General features: G+C 74.0%; 12 protein-coding genes. All 12 read right to left on the reverse strand.

The genetic code is table 11. From position 1 onward, the window contains the following. Positions 1-12: 12 nt before the first annotated feature. The 12 genes from mnhG to OF852_RS06895 all read right to left on the reverse strand — a co-directional run bounded on the left by mnhG (position 13) and on the right by OF852_RS06895 (position 15,707). On the reverse strand, positions 13-375 hold the full coding sequence (gene mnhG / locus OF852_RS06840; protein WP_271121049.1) for a monovalent cation/H(+) antiporter subunit G: 363 nt from the start codon (positions 373-375) through the stop codon (positions 13-15). Continuing rightward, on the reverse strand, positions 372-656 hold the full coding sequence (locus tag OF852_RS06845) for a monovalent cation/H+ antiporter complex subunit F (RefSeq protein ID WP_271121050.1): 285 nt from the start codon (positions 654-656) through the stop codon (positions 372-374). The genes mnhG and OF852_RS06845 overlap by 4 nt, the downstream gene beginning before the upstream one ends. After that, positions 653-1,222 (reverse strand): Na+/H+ antiporter subunit E, encoded by a 570-nt coding sequence (locus OF852_RS06850; RefSeq protein ID WP_271121051.1) that lies wholly within the window; start codon positions 1,220-1,222, stop codon positions 653-655. The genes OF852_RS06845 and OF852_RS06850 overlap by 4 nt, the downstream gene beginning before the upstream one ends. Continuing rightward, entirely contained in the window at positions 1,219-2,850 is a 1,632-nt protein-coding gene (locus OF852_RS06855; protein WP_271121052.1) for a Na+/H+ antiporter subunit D, read from the reverse strand. The genes OF852_RS06850 and OF852_RS06855 overlap by 4 nt, the downstream gene beginning before the upstream one ends. Next, positions 2,847-3,329 carry a Na(+)/H(+) antiporter subunit C gene (locus OF852_RS06860; protein WP_271121053.1) on the reverse strand — a complete coding sequence of 161 codons (483 nt, stop codon included), beginning with the start codon at positions 3,327-3,329 and terminating at the stop codon, positions 2,847-2,849. Before OF852_RS06860 ends, OF852_RS06855 begins: the two co-directional genes overlap by 4 nt. Further along, positions 3,326-6,220 carry a Na+/H+ antiporter subunit A gene (locus tag OF852_RS06865; protein WP_271121054.1) on the reverse strand — a complete coding sequence of 965 codons (2,895 nt, stop codon included), beginning with the start codon at positions 6,218-6,220 and terminating at the stop codon, positions 3,326-3,328. Before OF852_RS06865 ends, OF852_RS06860 begins: the two co-directional genes overlap by 4 nt. A gap of 177 nt (positions 6,221-6,397) precedes the next feature. After that, positions 6,398-7,192: a trehalose-phosphatase gene (gene otsB, locus OF852_RS06870; protein ID WP_271121055.1), complete on the reverse strand. Its 795-nt coding sequence runs from the start codon at positions 7,190-7,192 to the stop codon at positions 6,398-6,400. Then, the gene (gene otsA, locus OF852_RS06875; protein WP_271121056.1) at positions 7,189-8,604 is read right to left on the reverse strand and encodes an alpha,alpha-trehalose-phosphate synthase (UDP-forming); all 1,416 of its coding nucleotides are present in this window, start codon (positions 8,602-8,604) and stop codon (positions 7,189-7,191) included. Before otsA ends, otsB begins: the two co-directional genes overlap by 4 nt. A gap of 176 nt (positions 8,605-8,780) precedes the next feature. After that, positions 8,781-10,691: a YhgE/Pip domain-containing protein gene (locus OF852_RS06880; RefSeq protein ID WP_271121057.1), complete on the reverse strand. Its 1,911-nt coding sequence runs from the start codon at positions 10,689-10,691 to the stop codon at positions 8,781-8,783. After that, entirely contained in the window at positions 10,688-13,621 is a 2,934-nt protein-coding gene (locus OF852_RS06885; protein ID WP_271121058.1) for an MMPL family transporter, read from the reverse strand. Before OF852_RS06885 ends, OF852_RS06880 begins: the two co-directional genes overlap by 4 nt. 14 nt (positions 13,622-13,635) lie before the next feature. Beyond that, on the reverse strand, positions 13,636-14,283 hold the full coding sequence (locus OF852_RS06890) for a TetR/AcrR family transcriptional regulator (protein WP_271121059.1): 648 nt from the start codon (positions 14,281-14,283) through the stop codon (positions 13,636-13,638). Between the two features lie 269 nt (positions 14,284-14,552). Continuing rightward, positions 14,553-15,707 (reverse strand): SLC13 family permease, encoded by a 1,155-nt coding sequence (locus OF852_RS06895; protein ID WP_271121060.1) that lies wholly within the window; start codon positions 15,705-15,707, stop codon positions 14,553-14,555. Positions 15,708-15,722: the final 15 nt, after the last annotated feature.

Genomic DNA, 15,722 nt, shown 5'->3' on the forward strand with positions numbered 1-15,722 from the left:
CCACATCGCGGGCTAGTGCTCGGGGCGGCTCGCCTCGTCGACGGCGTCGGCGAGGTCGTCCCGCACCATGAGGTCCTCGCGGTAGTTGCCGGTGCGGTAGCCCGCGCGCCCCACCATGTGGGCCGCGACCGGCGCCGTGAGCATCTGGAACAGCACGACCGGCAGGAGCGCGAGCAGCGTCGACCAGCTGCGGTCGGCGAGCGCGATCGCCGCGACCACGAACACGAGCCCGAGGATCTGCGGCTTCGTGCCGGCGTGGAGGCGCGTCAGGGCATCCGGGAACCGGAGCAGGCCGACGCCCGCCGCGAGCGACAGCGCGCCGCCGAGCACGAGCAGGATCGCCGCCGCGAGGTCGAGCGGCATGTCGAGGCTCACGAGCCGCCACCCCCCTGGATGCCGCGATCCTGCTTCGAGACGTAGCGCGCGACCGCGACCGTGCCGAAGATCGCGGACGCCGCGAGGACGAGCATGAGCGGGATCGAGCGCGTGTGGTGGTTCACGACCATCTCCATCCCGACGATGAGCATGAGGCAGGTGAGCAGCACGTCGGAGGCGATCATGCGGTCGAGGATCGAGGGGCCGCGGACGACGCGGAAGACCGCGAGGAGGCCGGTCGCCGCGAACAGCGCGCCCGCGATCCAGTGCAGGACGGTCATGCGTCGAGCCTCCTCAGATCGGCGCGCGAGCCGAGCGCGCGGACGGCGCCGCGCTCGACGCGGAGGACGTCGCGGCGGACCTTCTCGATGTCGGCCTCCGTGCGGGCGCCGAGCGCGTGGAGGTAGAGGATCGAGCGGTCGCGGTCGACCTCGACGACGATGGAGCCCGGCACGAGCGAGACGACGACGGAGGTGATCGTCACGATGAAGTCGCTGCGGGTGTGCAGCTGCACCGCGATGACCGCGTTGCCCCGGATGCCGCGCGGGTCGAAGGCGCGCGCCGCGACCTGGAAGGAGGCCCGCACGAGATCCCAGAGGAAGATCCCGAGGAACACGAACAGCCAGAGCACGTTGGTGCGACCCGAGAGCTCGACGGGCGGCAGGTAGAAGACGCGCGTCACGACCACCGCGACGGCGAGACCGCTGAGCACCGAGAGCCAGGAGACGGTGCCCCAGAGCAGCATCCACAGCAGGACGAGGGCGACGAGGAGCGGGAGCTGCTGCCACACGATGGCGCCGATCTCGAGCTTCTCCTCGCGGGTGCGCCCCCCGGCCTGCCCGCTCACGGCGCACCCTCCGGGAACACGCTCGCGATGTAGGAGGCGCTCTCCAGGCTCTCGCCCGCGCGGGCCGCGAGCTCGTAGAGCGGTCCGGCCGCGACGGTGAGCACGAGGCTCACGAGCACCATGCCGGCGGTCGCGCCGATCATGAGCCGCGGCGTCGTCTTCGCCTCCTGCACCTGCACGGCCGCCGTCACGGGGGCGGTGCCGCCGGCGAGGAGCGCATCGGGGGCCGCGAGGCGCTCGGGCTCGTGCCCGCTGCGCACCGGGTCCTCGCCGGCCGCCGCGGCATCCGCGTCGTGCTGCTCGGCGACCTCCCGTGCGGAGCGCCAGAAGGCGAGGCTCCACACGCGGATCAGCGCGTACAGGGTGAGCAGCGAGACGAGGGCCCCCGCGCCGACGAGCGTCCAGGCGAGCCAGGACCCCTCGAGCGCGCTCGCCTCGAAGAGCGCGAGCTTGCCGATGAAGCCGGAGAAGGGCGGGATGCCGCCGAGGTTGAGCGCCGGCACGAAGAAGAGGATCGCGAGGAGCGGGGATGCCGCGAGCAGTCCGCCGAGGCGGGTGATCGAGGTGGTGCCGCCGACGCGCTCGATGAGCCCCGTCGCGAGGAACAGCGTCGTCTGCACGACGATGTGGTGCACGACGTAGTAGATCGCGGCCGCCGTGCCCTCCGCGGTCCCGAGGCCGACACCGAGCACCATGTAGCCGATGTGGCTGACGAGGGTGAAGGAGAGCAGTCGCTTGATGTCGGTCTGGGCGACCGCGCCGAGCACGCCGACGACCATCGTGAGGCCCGCGATCACGAGCAGCAGCCAGTTGAGGTCGGGACCGGGGAAGATGAGCGTCTCGGTGCGGAGGATCGCGTAGACGCCGACCTTCGTGAGCAGGCCCGCGAAGACCGCCGTGACCGGTGCGGGCGCCGTCGGGTAGGAGTCCGGCAGCCAGAAGGAGAGCGGGAACACCGCCGCCTTGATGCCGAAGGCGACGAGCAGCATGACGTGGAGCACGATCTGCACCGAGCCGTCGATCTCGCCCATCCGCACCGAGATGTGGGCGATGTTGACGGTGCCGAGCGCGCCGTAGATGAGCGCGATGGAGGCGAGGAACAGCGCCGAGGAGACGAGGCTCACGACGATGTAGGTCGTGCCGGCGCGGATGCGCGCCTCCGTGCCGCCGAGGGTGATGAGCACGTAGCTCGCGACGAGCAGGATCTCGAACCCGACGTAGAGGTTGAAGAGGTCGCCCGCGACGAAGGCGTTGAAGACGCCCGTGCCGAGGATGAGGTAGGTCGGGTAGTAGATCGAGACCGGCGTCTCGTCGTGCCCGTCCGCGAGACCCTGCCCGACCGAGAAGACGAGGACCGCGAGGAGCACGATCGCCGAGATGAGGAGCAGGAGGGCCGAGAGCCGGTCGACGACGAGCGCGATGCCGTAGGGCGCCGCCCAGCCGCCGACCTCCATGACCAGGGTGCCCTCGGCATCCACCTGCACGAGCAGGACGGCGCTGATCGCGACGACGACCACGAGCGCGAGGATCGACACGATGCGCTGCAGGCGGGGGCGCTTGCCGAGGACGAGCGCGAGCGCCGCGCCGAGCAGCGGCACGAGGACGACGGCGGGCACGAGGGCGATCATGTGGTGGCCTCCTCCTGCGGGCTCGGGCTGCCGACGGTGCGGTCGGCGGCCTCGTCGGCCTCCGTGTGCTCGTCGTCGACGAAGTCGGTGTCGGCGTCGACCGCGGCCTCCTCCTCGGGCACGCCGCCCGCGCTGAGCGCGAGGTCGGCCTCGTCGTCCTCGACCTCGTCGGCCTGGCCGAGGCGCCAGGAGCGGTAGATGAGGGCGAGGAGGAAGGCGGAGACGCCGAAGGTGATGACGATCGCGGTGAGCACGAGGGCCTGCGGCAGCGGGTCGGTCATGTCGCTCGAGGGCGCCTCGCCGTCGGCGATGGGTGCGACCCCCGGCATCCCGGCCATCGAGAAGATGAGGAGGTTCGTGGCGTTGCCGACGAGGAGGAAGCCGAGGAGGACGCGGGTCATGCTGCGCTCGAGCATGAGGTAGACGCCGCAGGCGTACAGCACGCCCATGACGAGCAGGATCGTCAGCGAGAGGCTCACGCGCGCACCCCCTCGGGCTCGGGGGCGCCGGCGTCGCCGTCCTCGTACTGGCGGTCGACCTCGGCGCCGAGCGAGCGGAGCACATCGAGCACGAGGCCGATGACGACGAAGTAGACGCCGATGTCGAAGATCGTCGAGGTCACGAAGTCGAACTCGCCGAGCGGGCCGAGCGGCACCGTGAACCACGAGGAGGTGAGCGCGTCGACGCCGAACAGGAGCGGGACCGCGGCGGTGCCGCCCGCGAGGATGAGGCCCGCGCCGAGCGTCTTGCCCGCGTCGAAGGGCGCCGCGGCGCCGAGCTCGAAGCGTCCGCCCGCGAGGTAGCGGCCGACGAGCGCGAGGCCCGCGACGAGGCCGCCCGCGAAGCCGCCGCCGGGCGCGTTGTGCCCGACGAGGAGCAGGTAGATCGACAGGACGATGAGGGCGTGGAAGACGAGGCGCACGACGACCTCGAGGAGGATCGAGCGGTGCTGCTCGGCGAGGGTGCGGCCCGCGAGCAGCCAGGCGCCGCGACTCGACTCGCTCGCGGCGGTGCGGCGCTCGGCGCGGCGGTCGCGGTAGGCCTGGCGGGCCTCGCGGCGTCCCACGCGCGGGAGGGTGTCGGCGCGGCCGCGGAGGAAGACGAGGCTCGCGACGCCGGTCGCGGCCGCGATGATGACCGAGAGCTCGCCCATCGTGTCCCAGCCGCGGAGATCGACGAGCGCGACGTTGACGACGTTCTCGCCGTGCCCCTGCGTGACCGCGAGCTCCGCCCACTCGACCGAGATCGGGACGTCGACGCGCGCGCCCGCGGCGACGAGCGCGACCATGATCATGACGAGCCCGACGGCGGCGCCGATGAGCGCGCGCACGAGCCGGAAGCCGGAGCCGTGCTGGTCGCCGAGCCGCGCCGGGAGGCGACGGAGCACGAGGACGAAGGCGACGAGCGTCACGATCTCGACGAGCGCCTGGGTGAGCGCGAGGTCGGGGGCGCCGTGCAGGCCGAAGAGGGAGGCCATGCCGAGGCCCGTGACGCCGACGAGCACGACCGCCTGGAAGCGCTTCGCGGCCCGGGTCGCCGCGATCGCCGCGCCCGCCATGAGGAGGCCGATCGCGAGCTGCGCGGGCGAGTCCCACTCGCGCACATCGCCGAGCCCGCGGCCCGAGAGGGCGACCGCGGTCGAGGCGGCGACCACGACCACGACGAAGATCGTGCCGAGGTAGAAGGGCAGCGAGCCGCGCTGCGTCTTCCGCGTGACGGCGATCGCGGTCGCCTCGAGCGCTCGGATCGCGGCGCGGTACGCGCGGGGCGCGAGCTGCTCCGGCTGGGGGGCGCCCGGCACGCGCCGCCCGATGAGCGCGAAGACGAGCGCGCCGAGCCCGATCGAGAGCGCCGAGACGGCGAGCGCGGGCTCCAGCCCGTGCCAGAAGGCGAGGTGCGCGATCTCGCCCTCCGCGGGCGTCCGGTCGGCGACGGCGCCGAGCAGCGGATCCGCGAGGTGCGCGACGGGCCCGAGGAGGAGGCCGGCGGCGGCGAGCGCGATCGGCGCGACCTCGAAGAGCGCGGCGACGCGGCCGTGCGGGCCGGGCGTGCAGCGCTCCACGCCGGCCTTCGTGCCGAAGGCCCCCCAGAGGAAGCGCACGCCGTAGGCGAGGGTGAGGGCGGAGCCGAGCACGATGATGCCGAGCGCGAGCCAGGACAGCGCATCCCCGGCCTCCCCCGCATCCAGCAGGGAGGTGAGCACGGCCTCCTTCGCGACGAAGCCGAAGGCCGGCGGGAGGCCCGCCATCGAGAGGATCGCGGCGGCGGCCGTCGCCGCCAGGACCGGCCGGGTGCGGCCCAGCCCCGACAGCTTTCGGAGGTCGCGGGTGCCCTCGCTGTGGTCGACGACGCCGACGACGAGGAAGAGCGTCGACTTGAAGAGGGCGTGGCCGACGAGGAGCGCGGTGCCGGCGAGCACGGCGTCGCGGGTGCCGATCGCGGCGACCGCGACGAGGAAGCCGAGCTGGCTCACCGTGCCGTGCGCGAGCACCAGCTTGAGGTCGGTCTGCCGCAGCGCCGTCCAGGCGCCGACGAGCATCGTGAGGAGGCCGAGGGCGACGAGCGACTCGCGCCAGCCCGGCACCTCGGCGAGACCCGGCGACATGCGGAGCGCGAGATACATGCCCGCCTTCACCATCGCCGCCGCGTGGAGGTAGGCGCTCACCGGCGTGGGCGCGGCCATCGCGGCCGGGAGCCAGAAGTGGAAGGGCACGAGCGCCGACTTCGACACGATGCCGACGACGACCAGCGCGGCGCCGACGATCGCGGGCGCGCCCCCCGGCGCCGCCTCGACGATCCCTGCGAGCGAGGAGGTGCCGGTCTGCTGCCAGAGGACCACGAGCCCCACGAACATCGCGAGCCCGCCGAGGGTCGTCACCATGAGCGCCTGCATCGCGGCCCGGCGACTCGCCCGACGACCCGTCGCGTGGCCGATCAGGAGGTAGGAGAAGACGCTCGTCGCCTCCCAGAACACGAAGAGCAGGAAGACGTCGTCCGCGACGACGAGCCCGTACATGGCGCCCGCGAAGGCGAGGAAGGTCGCCGCGAAGCGTCCCAGCGCCGGCTCGTCGGAGCGGAAGTAGCGCGCGCAGTAGACGAGCACGAGCGCCCCCACGCCGCCCACCACGAGGGCCATCGTCGTCGAGAGCGCATCCAGCCGGAACGCCAGCGCGAGATCGAGCTGGGCGACCCACTCGACGCGCTCCTGGAGCGGGATGCCGGCCACGGCATCCGGGATCGCGAGCGCCGCGTGCACGGCCGCCGCCGCGGGCACGATCGCGGCGAGGAGGAAGACGCCTCGCCCGAGGCGGCGCGTGAGCGCCGGGAGGAGCACCGCGAGGAGGGCGAACGCGCAGAGGAGGGCCAGCATGACGGTCCTCCCAGTTCGTCGAGGCGGCTCCCGCCCGCGGTCGCGGGCGGAGGGTCGTCGGGACGGCAGGAATCCGGATGAAGGCCGGAGACGTGCGCCCTGGAGTCGCTCCCTATTCTACGGGTCTCAGAGCGGCCGCCGCTGACCGCGGCGGCGACCCGGGCTCAGCGCTCCGGCTCAGCGCTCGACCGGATGCGCCACCGCGCGCAGCTCGGCGAGGAGCGCGAGCACCGCCGCGACCTCCTCCGGTCCCTCGACCCGGTGGGCGGCGATCGTCTCGCCCGGGCCGCTCTTCAGCGCCAGATCACCCTCGCCGAGCGCCGCGAAGGCGTCCTCGTCGGTCACGTCGTCGCCCGCGTACAGCACGGCGTCCGCGCGCGTGTAGCGCCGCAGATGCTCGACCGCCTCGCCCTTCGTCGTCGAGCGCACCGAGAACTCGAGCACGTTCTTCCCGCGCCGGACGGTCAGGTCCTCGAGCTCGGCCGCCGTCTCGCTGAGCGCCACGAGGTGCGCGACGCGGGAGGCGTGCTCGCTCGCGAGGCGGGTGTGGAGCGCGAAGCCGGCCGGCTTCTCCTCCAGCCACACGTCGTCGATCGCGCCCGCGACCTCCCCCAGCACCTCCTGGAGCACCTCGACGCCGCGCCGCTCCTGCTCGTCGAGGCCGACCACGTCATCGGGATCGTCGAGCCGCAGCTCGATGCCGTGCGAGCCGACGAGGAGCACGTCGTCGGGGAGGTCGGTGACGTGCTCGAGGCTGCTCAGCGCCCGCCCGCTCACCATCGCGACGCGGACGCCGGCCAGCCCGCGGAGCCGGAGCACCGCATCCCGCGCGGCCGGCACCGCCCTGGCCTGCTCGGGACGGTCGACTTCGGGCGCGAGCGTGCCGTCGAAGTCGAGGGCGACGAGGAGCCGGGGGACGCGCGCGAGCCCCGCGACCGCCTGGCCGATCGACTCGGGCAGCGCCGTGCTCACGACTCCGCCCTCGCGCGGCGGAGGGTGTCGAGGAAGCTGCGCGACCAGTGCGCCACGTCGTTGTCGCGCACCCGCTTGCGAAGCGACCGCATCCGACGGCGACGGTCCGCCCGCGGCATCTCGACGGCCTGCATGATCGTGTCCTTGAGGCCCGCGATGTCGTGCGGGTTGATGAGCAGGGCGGCCTTGAGCTCGTCCGCGGCGCCCGCGAACTCGCTCAGCACGAGCACGCCGTCCTCGTCCTTGCGGGCCGCCACGTACTCCTTCGCGACGAGGTTCATGCCGTCGCGCAGCGCCGTCACGAGCATGACGTCGGCCGCGAGGTAGAGCGCCGCCATCTCCTCGCGCGGGAAGCCGTGGTGGAGGTAGCTGATCGCCTGGTGGCTGATGGTGCTGAAGTCGCCGTTGAGCCGGCCCACCGTCAGCTCGATCTCGTCGCGGAGCTGGCGGTACGTCTCCACCCGCTCGCGGCTCGGGCTCGCGACCTGCACGAGCACCGTGTCCTCGACATCGATCCGGCTGTCCTTGAGGAGCTCGCCGTACGCCTTCAGCCGGTGCCCGATCCCCTTCGTGTAGTCGAGGCGGTCGACGCCGAGCAGGATCGTCTCGGGGTCGCCGAGGTCGTGCCGGATCTGCGCCGCGCGCGCCACGACCTCGGGGCGCTGCGCGAGCTCCTCGAAGGCGGCGGCGTCGATCGAGATCGGGAAGGCCTTCGCCACGACCTCGCGGGTGCCGTCGCCGTCCGGCACCTCGACGATCGAGCCGCGCGTCGAGTACGGCAGGAGGCGGCGGATCGCGCGCGTGAAGTTGCCGGCGTCGGCGGCGCGCTGGAAGCCGATCACGTCCGCCCCGAGGAGCCCCTCGATGATCTGCGTGCGCCAGGGCAGCTGCGAGTAGATGCCGTATGCCGGGAACGGGATGTGGTTGAAGAAGCCGATCGTGAGGTCCGGGCGGAGCTCGCGCAGCATCCTCGGCACCAGCTGCAGCTGGTAGTCCTGCACCCAGACGGTGGCGCCCTCCGCGCTCACCTCGGCGGTGCGCTCGGCGAAGCGGCGGTTGACCTCGACGTAGCGCTCCCACCAGACGCGGTGGTAGCTCGGCTGCGCGATGACGTCGTGGTAGAGCGGCCAGAGGGTGTCGTTGCTGAAGCCCTCGTAGTAGAGCTCGATGTCGCGCTCGCTGAGCGGCACCGGCACGATCGTGATGCCCTCGTTCTCGAAGGGCTCGAGGTCGAGGTCCGGCTGGCCGGCCCAGCCGACCCACGCGCCGTCGGCCGCGCGCATGACGGGCTCGAGCGCGGTGACGAGGCCGCCGGGCGACTGCTTCCACGCGGTGGCGCCGTCCGCATCCACGACCCGGTCGACGGGGAGGCGGTTGGAGACGACGATGAAATCGGTTCGATCGTCGGGCATGCGCCCAGCCTACCGAGCCGGCCGCCGGCATCCGGCGGACGCCCAGAGGAGGCCCAGGTGCGCGGTGCGCGCGGCGGCCGCCCGTGAGGGGTCCCATATGACGGGTCTCGGCCTCCCGTACCCGTCATATGGGACCCCTCGCGGGACGCGCGAGGTGCGCGAGGGTCGGTCGAGCGTCAGGCGGCCAGGCCGAGGGCCCGCGCGCGGCGGGTGCGGGCGAGCGCGAGGTGCGCGAAGCCGACCGAGGCGAGCCCGACGACCAGCAGGAGCGCCGCCGCCGAGAGCACGGGGCCGGCCGGTCCGCCCGTGACGATGCCCTGCATCCCGCGCACCGCCGCCGTGAGCGGCAGCACCTCGCTGAGGCTCCGGAACGGCTCGGCGAGCGCCTGCACCGGGTAGAGCCCGCCGGTCGCGACGAGCTGCAGTCCGAGCAGCAGCAGCGAGACGACGATGCCGGTGCGGCCGAGCCAGGTCGTGAGGAGGTGGTGGAGCGCCGTGAAGGCGCCCGCCGTGAGCAGCGAGAAGCCGAGCGTCGCCGGCAGCGCAGACCACGCGACCCCGAGGACCGTGTGGAGGAGCGCCACGAGCAGCACCGCCTGCGCCGCCGTCGCCGCGAGGGCGAGGCCGAGACGGGAGCCGAGGATGCGGCCCGTCGCCGCGGTCGAGGCGAGGACGCGCCGCGAGACGGCCGGCAGCATGAGCGCGATCGCGATCGCGCCCGCCCAGAGGCCGATCGGACCGAAGAAGGTCGCGATGATCGGGCCGACCTCGCTCGTCTCGTGCTCGCGCTCGGAGGTCGCGCCGACCGGGGATGCGGCGATCTCGGCCGCGTCCGCCGCCTCGTCGGCATCCATGGCCGGCACCTGCTCGGCGCCCTCGCGGAGGCCGCCCGCGAGCTCGCCGCCGCCGTCGGCGAGCTGGTCGAGTCCGTCGGCGAGGCCCTGCTGGCCCTCGGCGAGCTGCCCGAGGCCGCCCGCGAGCTCGTCCGCGCCGCCCGCGGCCTGGCCGAGGCCGTCGGCGAGCTCCTGCGTGCCGCTCGCGAGCGGGGCGCCGCCCTGGGCGAGCTGCTGCGCGCCGCTGGAGAGCTGGCGGATGCCGCCCGCGAGCTGCGTCGCGCCCGACTCGAGCGGCGCACCGCCCTGGTCGAGGATCCCCTCGATGGTCGCGCTCGCGATCGCGAGATCCGTCTGCGCGACCGGGTCGATCGGATTCTGCTGCACGCGCGAGACGGCGTCTGCGAGGTCCGCCTGTGCGGCGCGGAGGCTCGCGTTGTAGGCGCGGATGCCGGCGGGGAGCCCGGTCTGCGGGTTCGAGACCCCGGCCGACAGCTCGCCGAGCCCGCCCGCGACGCCGCTGACGCCTCCCGTGTACTGCTTCACGCCGCCCGCGAGCTCCTGCGCCCCCGAGGCCGACTGCCCGATCCCCGCGGCGAGCTCGCCCGCACCGGACGCGCTCTGCGCGGTCCCGTCGGCGAGCTGCTGCGCGCCGTCCGCCGACTCCCCCGCGCCGTCCGCGATCTGCTGGGCGCCGTCGGCGGCCTCGGAGAGCGCGCCGCCGAACTCGCCGATCGCCGAGTACAGGCCGCCGATGACCTGCTCGGTGATCTGCGAGCCGAGCGCCGCCGCCATCCCGTCGCCGACGGACTGCGCGACGGAGCCGGCCAGGTAGGAGTGCGCGTCGTCGGTGCGGATGTCGAACTCGGCGCGCTGCGGGTCGTCGCCCTGCAGCGAGGCGATGGAGGCCGAGAAGTCCTCGGGGATCGTGACGATCGCCTGCACCTCGCCCGCCTCGAGCGCGTCCTCCGCGTCCTCGGCGTTCGTGAGCCGCCAGTCGAAGCCCTCCGTGTCGGGGTCGGTCAGCTCGGTGACGACGAGGCGCCCCGCAAGGATGGGCTGCTCCTCGCCGTCGGGCGTGGTCTGGGTGACCATCTCGTCCTCGTTCACGATCGCGGCGGGGATGCGCTCGAGCGCGCTCGACTCGGAGCCGCCGGCCGCCCAGGCGGCGAGGCCGGTGAAGGCGAGCGGCAGCACGACGGCGGCGACGACGCCGACGGCGCGGAGGCGGCGGGTGCGGATGGCGGGGCTCACAGCTGGACTCCCTCTCGGTGGAGCTCGATGACGGTGCGGGTGCGCGCGCCGGACGGCGGCGCGAGGGCGGCGGGGATGCGGTCCACGCCGAGCGCGACGGTCGCGCCCGGCGCGGCGAGCGCCTCGAGGACGGGCGCGAGCCGCACGAGCACGTCCGGCTCGAGCCCGCGCGCGTCGAGCAGCGCGACGGGCGCGCCCTCGGCGAGCGCGGCGGCGGCGAGGACGGCGGCGCGCTCGAGCGGCGGCAGCCCGGCGAGCGGCGCCTCGGGGCGGATGCCACGGCGGCGGCCGGCGGGGATCGTCGCCCCGGCGCGCGCGGCCGCGTCGGAGACGCCCGAGTCGAGCGCCTCGTCGACGGCGTCGAGCACGTCGAGCGCGAGCTCGCGCGACCGATGCGCGCGCCGCACCGGCAGGGTGAGCCGCAGCCGCTCGGCGACGAGCCCCGCGGCCGTGACCGCGACCTCCTCGCGCGAGGCGCCGAGATCGGCGAGGGCGACGCGGCGGGCCGCGCGGGCCGCATCCGTCCCGACCGAGACGCCGTCGACCTGCGCCAGGCCGTCGACGGGCGCGAGGCGGCCCGAGATGGTGAGCGCGAGCGCGCGGCGATCGGCCTCGGGCCCGGCGACGAGCGCGAGCGCCCCCCGCGGCACGGCGGCCGTGATCGGCCCGACCCGGCGGCCGTCCGCCCCGCCCGCGACGAGCCCCTCGAGCGCGATCGCCGCGTCCGTGCGCTCCGCCCACTCGACCTCGCGGCGGTGGGCGACGAGCCCCTCCCCCTCGACGTCGAGGTGCGGCAGCACCCGGCCCAGCCAGCGCGGCAGGTACCAGGCGTGCCGGCCGGCGAGCGCCATGATGGCGGGGATGAGCGTCATGCGCACGAGGAAGGCGTCGGCGGCGATCCCGACGGCGAGCCCGAGGGCGATCGTCTTGATGACGCCCGCGCCCTCCGGCACGAAGGCCGCGAAGACGAAGAACATGATCGCCGCGGCCGCCGTGACGACGCGTGCGGCGCCCGTGAAGCCGGAGATCACCGCACGGCGGGCGCCCTCCTTCGTCCGCTCGCCGTGGATCCAGGCCTCCCGCATCCCCGAGACGATGAAGACCTGGTAGTCCATCGCGAGGCCGAACAGGATCGCGATGAGCAGGATCGGCATGAAGCTCAGGATCGGGCCGGGCACCGCGTGCAGCGCCTCGGCGCCCCAGCCCCACTGGAACACCGCGACGACGACGCCGAAGGCCGCCATGAGCGAGAGCAGGAAGCCGATCGCCGCGGAGAGCGGCACGAGCAGCGAGCGGAACACGGCCGCGAGCAGCACGATCGAGAGGCCGACGACGATGAGGCCGAAGGGCACGAGCGCGCTGTTGAGGCGCGAGGAGACGTCGATCTGGACGGCCGTGTTGCCGGTCACCCACATCTCGGTGCCGAAGTCGTCCTCGATGTCGGGGGCGGCCTCGCGGATGCGCTCCACGAGCGCCGTCGTCGCGGGATCGGTCGGCCCGGTCTCCGCCTCGACCTGGATGATGCCGGTGTCGACGGTCGGGTTCGGCACGCCGCCGCCCGCCGACACGACGCCCGGGATCTCCTCGAGCCGCTCGCCGATCGCCTTCAGGTCGGCGATCGGATCGGTCGACTGCGTGATGTCGAGCGCGACCACGAGGGCGCCGTTGCGGCCCGGTCCGAAGGCCTCGTCGATCATGTCGTAGGCCTGGCGCGCGGTCGAGGTCTCGGGCTCCGAGGCGCCGTCCGGCAGCGCGAGCGCGAGGCTGAAGGCGGGGATGGACAGCGTCCCGAGCACCGCGACGACGGCCACGATGAAGACCACGGGCGCACGCAGCACGAGCCGCACCCAGCGCCCGCCGAGGCCGCCGGCGCGCTCCGGATCGGCGGTCGCGCGGCGCGCGGCGCGCGAGCCGGGCTTCGGCGCGAGCCGGCCCTTGATGAGGCCGAGGATCGCGGGGAGCATCGTGACGGCCGCGAGCATCGCGAGCACGACCGCGACGGCCGCCGCGACGCCCATGACGCCGAGGAACGGCACGCCGACGACGAGGAGGCCGGCGAGCGCGATGACGACGGTGAGGCCCGCGAAGACGACGGCGCTGCCGGAGGTCGCGACGGCCGTCGCGGTCGACTCCTCGGGATCCATGCCCTGCCCGAGCTGGGTCCGGTGCCTCGAGAGGATGAAGAGCGCGTAGTCGATGCCGACCGCGAGGCCGATCATGAGCGCGAGCATGGGGGTCGCCGCGCTGATCTCGGTGAAGGCCGAGACCGCGAGCACGCCGCCGAGCGCGATCATGAGGGAGGCGAAGGCCGTCGCGAGCGGGAGGCCCGCGGCGACGAATGAGCCGAAGACGATGATGAGCACGAGCGCCGCGAAGCCGACGCCGATCAGCTCGGTCGGGGTGACGCCGTAGGCCACGTCCTGGAAGACCTGGCCGCCGAAGGCGACCTTCAGACCGGCGTCGCGCGCCGGATCGGCGGCCGCCTGCACGTCCTCGAGGAGCTGGTCGGTGACCTTCATCGCCTCCTCGTCGAACTGGAGGGTGATGATGGCCGTGCGGTGGTCGTCGCTGACCGGGTCGTTCGCGTACTCGGAGCTCGGCGGCACCGCCTGGGCGATCCCCTCGAGGTCGCCCAGCGCCTCGGCGGTCTCCTCGACGGCCTCCTCGTTCGCGCCCTCGTCGATCGTCTCGCCCTCGGGCGCCTGGATCACGACCTGCGCGCTCGCGCCCGCCGTCTGCGGGAACACGCCCGCGAGGCGGTCGATCGCCTGCTGCGACTCGGTACCGGGGATCGAGAAGGACTCCTCGCTGTCGCCCCCGAGCCCGAGGCCGAGGCCGAGGACGCCGGCCGCGGCGACGACCCAGGCGAGGAGCACGAGGAGCGCGTGCCGGTAGGCGAAGCGCCCGATGCGGTAGAGGAGGGTGGCCATGGTGGTCTCCGGGATCAGACGTCGGCGGTGGCGGATGCGGTGGCGGATGCCGCGGCGACGCTGCCGGAGGCGTGGGGCGCGAGCGGGTCGCGCTCGGGTGCGGGGCGGATGGTGCCGGTGAGGAGCTCGCCGAGGATGCTGATGAGCGGCTCGCGCGCCTGGTCGAAGTCGGTGTGCAGCACGATGTCGTCGCCGAAGGTGTCGGCGACCGCGAGCATGTACGCCGCGCCCGCGAGCCCGATCCCGATCCGCATCTTGCTCTCGGGGGTCTCGACGTTCGCCTGGCAGTAGGCGGCGATGCGCTCGATGAGCGTCTGCGCGCGCGCCATGATCGGCACGTCCTCGAGGTGGGCGGAGTGGTTGAAGAAGATGTGGACCTCGCGGCGGTGCGCGAGGAGGAAGTCGACGAACTCGGGGATGAAGTCCTCGCGCCCGTCGGCCGACATGCGGCGGGTCTCGAGGCCGTCGATGAGCACCTCGAGCCGGTCGAGCGCGGGGCCGACCGCGGCCTCGAGGAGGACCTCCTTCGAGGCGAAGTGGTAGAGGACGCTCGCCTTGGACACGCCCGCGCGCTGCGCGATCTGCTGGAGCGAGGTCGCGTGGTAGCCGGACGCGGTGAAGGCGTCGAGGGCGATGTCGCGGAGGGTGTCGGCGGTCGTCACCCGGCGACGGTACCTGACCGGCCGGTCAGGACGCTGACCGGCCGGTCAGCTCGCGGCATCCTCCCAGCCGCCCGGCCCGCCACCTGCGACCCCCGCTGACCCCGCCTGCCCCCTCCCAACCACTCCGACCCTCCCGACCCCTTCCGAAATGCAGGATCGGTCGGGTGCCCGCCCCGGCATCCCGGGACGTCGGCCGGGCGCGAGGCCCGCCCGTCCTGCATTTCGGAAGGGGTTGCTCGGAGGCGGGTCGGGGCGGGAGGGGATCGGGGTCAGAGGAGGATCGCGAGGGTCGCGAGGGCGACGGTGGGGGGCGCGACGAGCAGACCGAGGAGCGCGTAGCGCCGCCACGAGAGCTCGACGCCGAGCGACACGAGCCGCTCGTGCCAGAGCAGGGTCGCGAGCGAGGCCCACGGGGTCACGAGCGGGCCCGCGTTCACCCCGACGAGGAGCGCCGCCACCCGTGCCGGATCGCCCTCCGCGAGCGGCTCGAGCGCGAGATACGCGGGCAGGTTGTCGATCGCGTTCGCCCCCGCGGCTCCCAGGCCCGCGAGCCGGAGCAGCGCGCCCGCATCCCCGCCCTCCCCCACGAGTCCCGCGAGCGCCGCCGCGAGTCCGCGCGCGTGCGCCGTCTCCACCACCAGGAACAGCCCGCCCGCGAGGAGCACGAGCTGCCACGGCACGAGCGAGAACCGGATGACGCGCCGGCGCCGCACCGCGAAGACGGCGAGGAGCACGAGCGCCCCCGCGACCGCCGGGATCCACACGGGCGCCCCCGAGACGAGCCCCGGCACGATGAGCGCCACCACGACGGCCGACACCCGGAACAGCACGCGGTCCTCGGGCGGCGGCGGCGCGGCCGGCTCGAAGCGGAGCGCGAGCTCGCGCCGGAAGACGAGCGCGATCGCGAGGCACGGCACGAGGACCGCGACGAGCGCCGGCAGCGCCATGAGGGAGGCGAAGCGCAGCGGGTCCGAGAAGCCGAGCGCGTGCTCCGCGAGCAGGTTCGTGAGGTTCGCGACCGGGAGCAGCAGCGAGCCGGTGTTCGCGAGCCACACGGTCGTCAGCGCGAAGGGGAGCGGCGGGAGGCCGTTGTGACGCGCGAGGAGGACGACGACCGGCGTGAGCAGCACCGCCGTCGTGTCGAGCGAGAGGAACACGGTGCCGAGCACCGCGAAGACGACGACGTGCAGCCACAGCACGAGCGCGCGGCCTCGGCCGAGGCGCGCCATCCGCTCGGCGATCGCGGAGAACAGCCCCGCCTCCGCGGCGAGCTCCGTGACGACCGTGATCGCGACCACGAAGAGGAGGATCGGCCAGGTGCGCTCGAGCACCGCGACGGCGTCCGCCATCGGCAGGAGGCCGGTCAGGATCGCGGCACCGCCCGCGAGGAGCAGGACGCCGCCGATCACGCCGGTACTCGACATCCGCAGGCGCATCGG

The sequence above is a fragment of the Homoserinibacter sp. YIM 151385 genome (genome assembly GCF_027912415.1).
Classification (GTDB): domain Bacteria; phylum Actinomycetota; class Actinomycetes; order Actinomycetales; family Microbacteriaceae; genus Schumannella.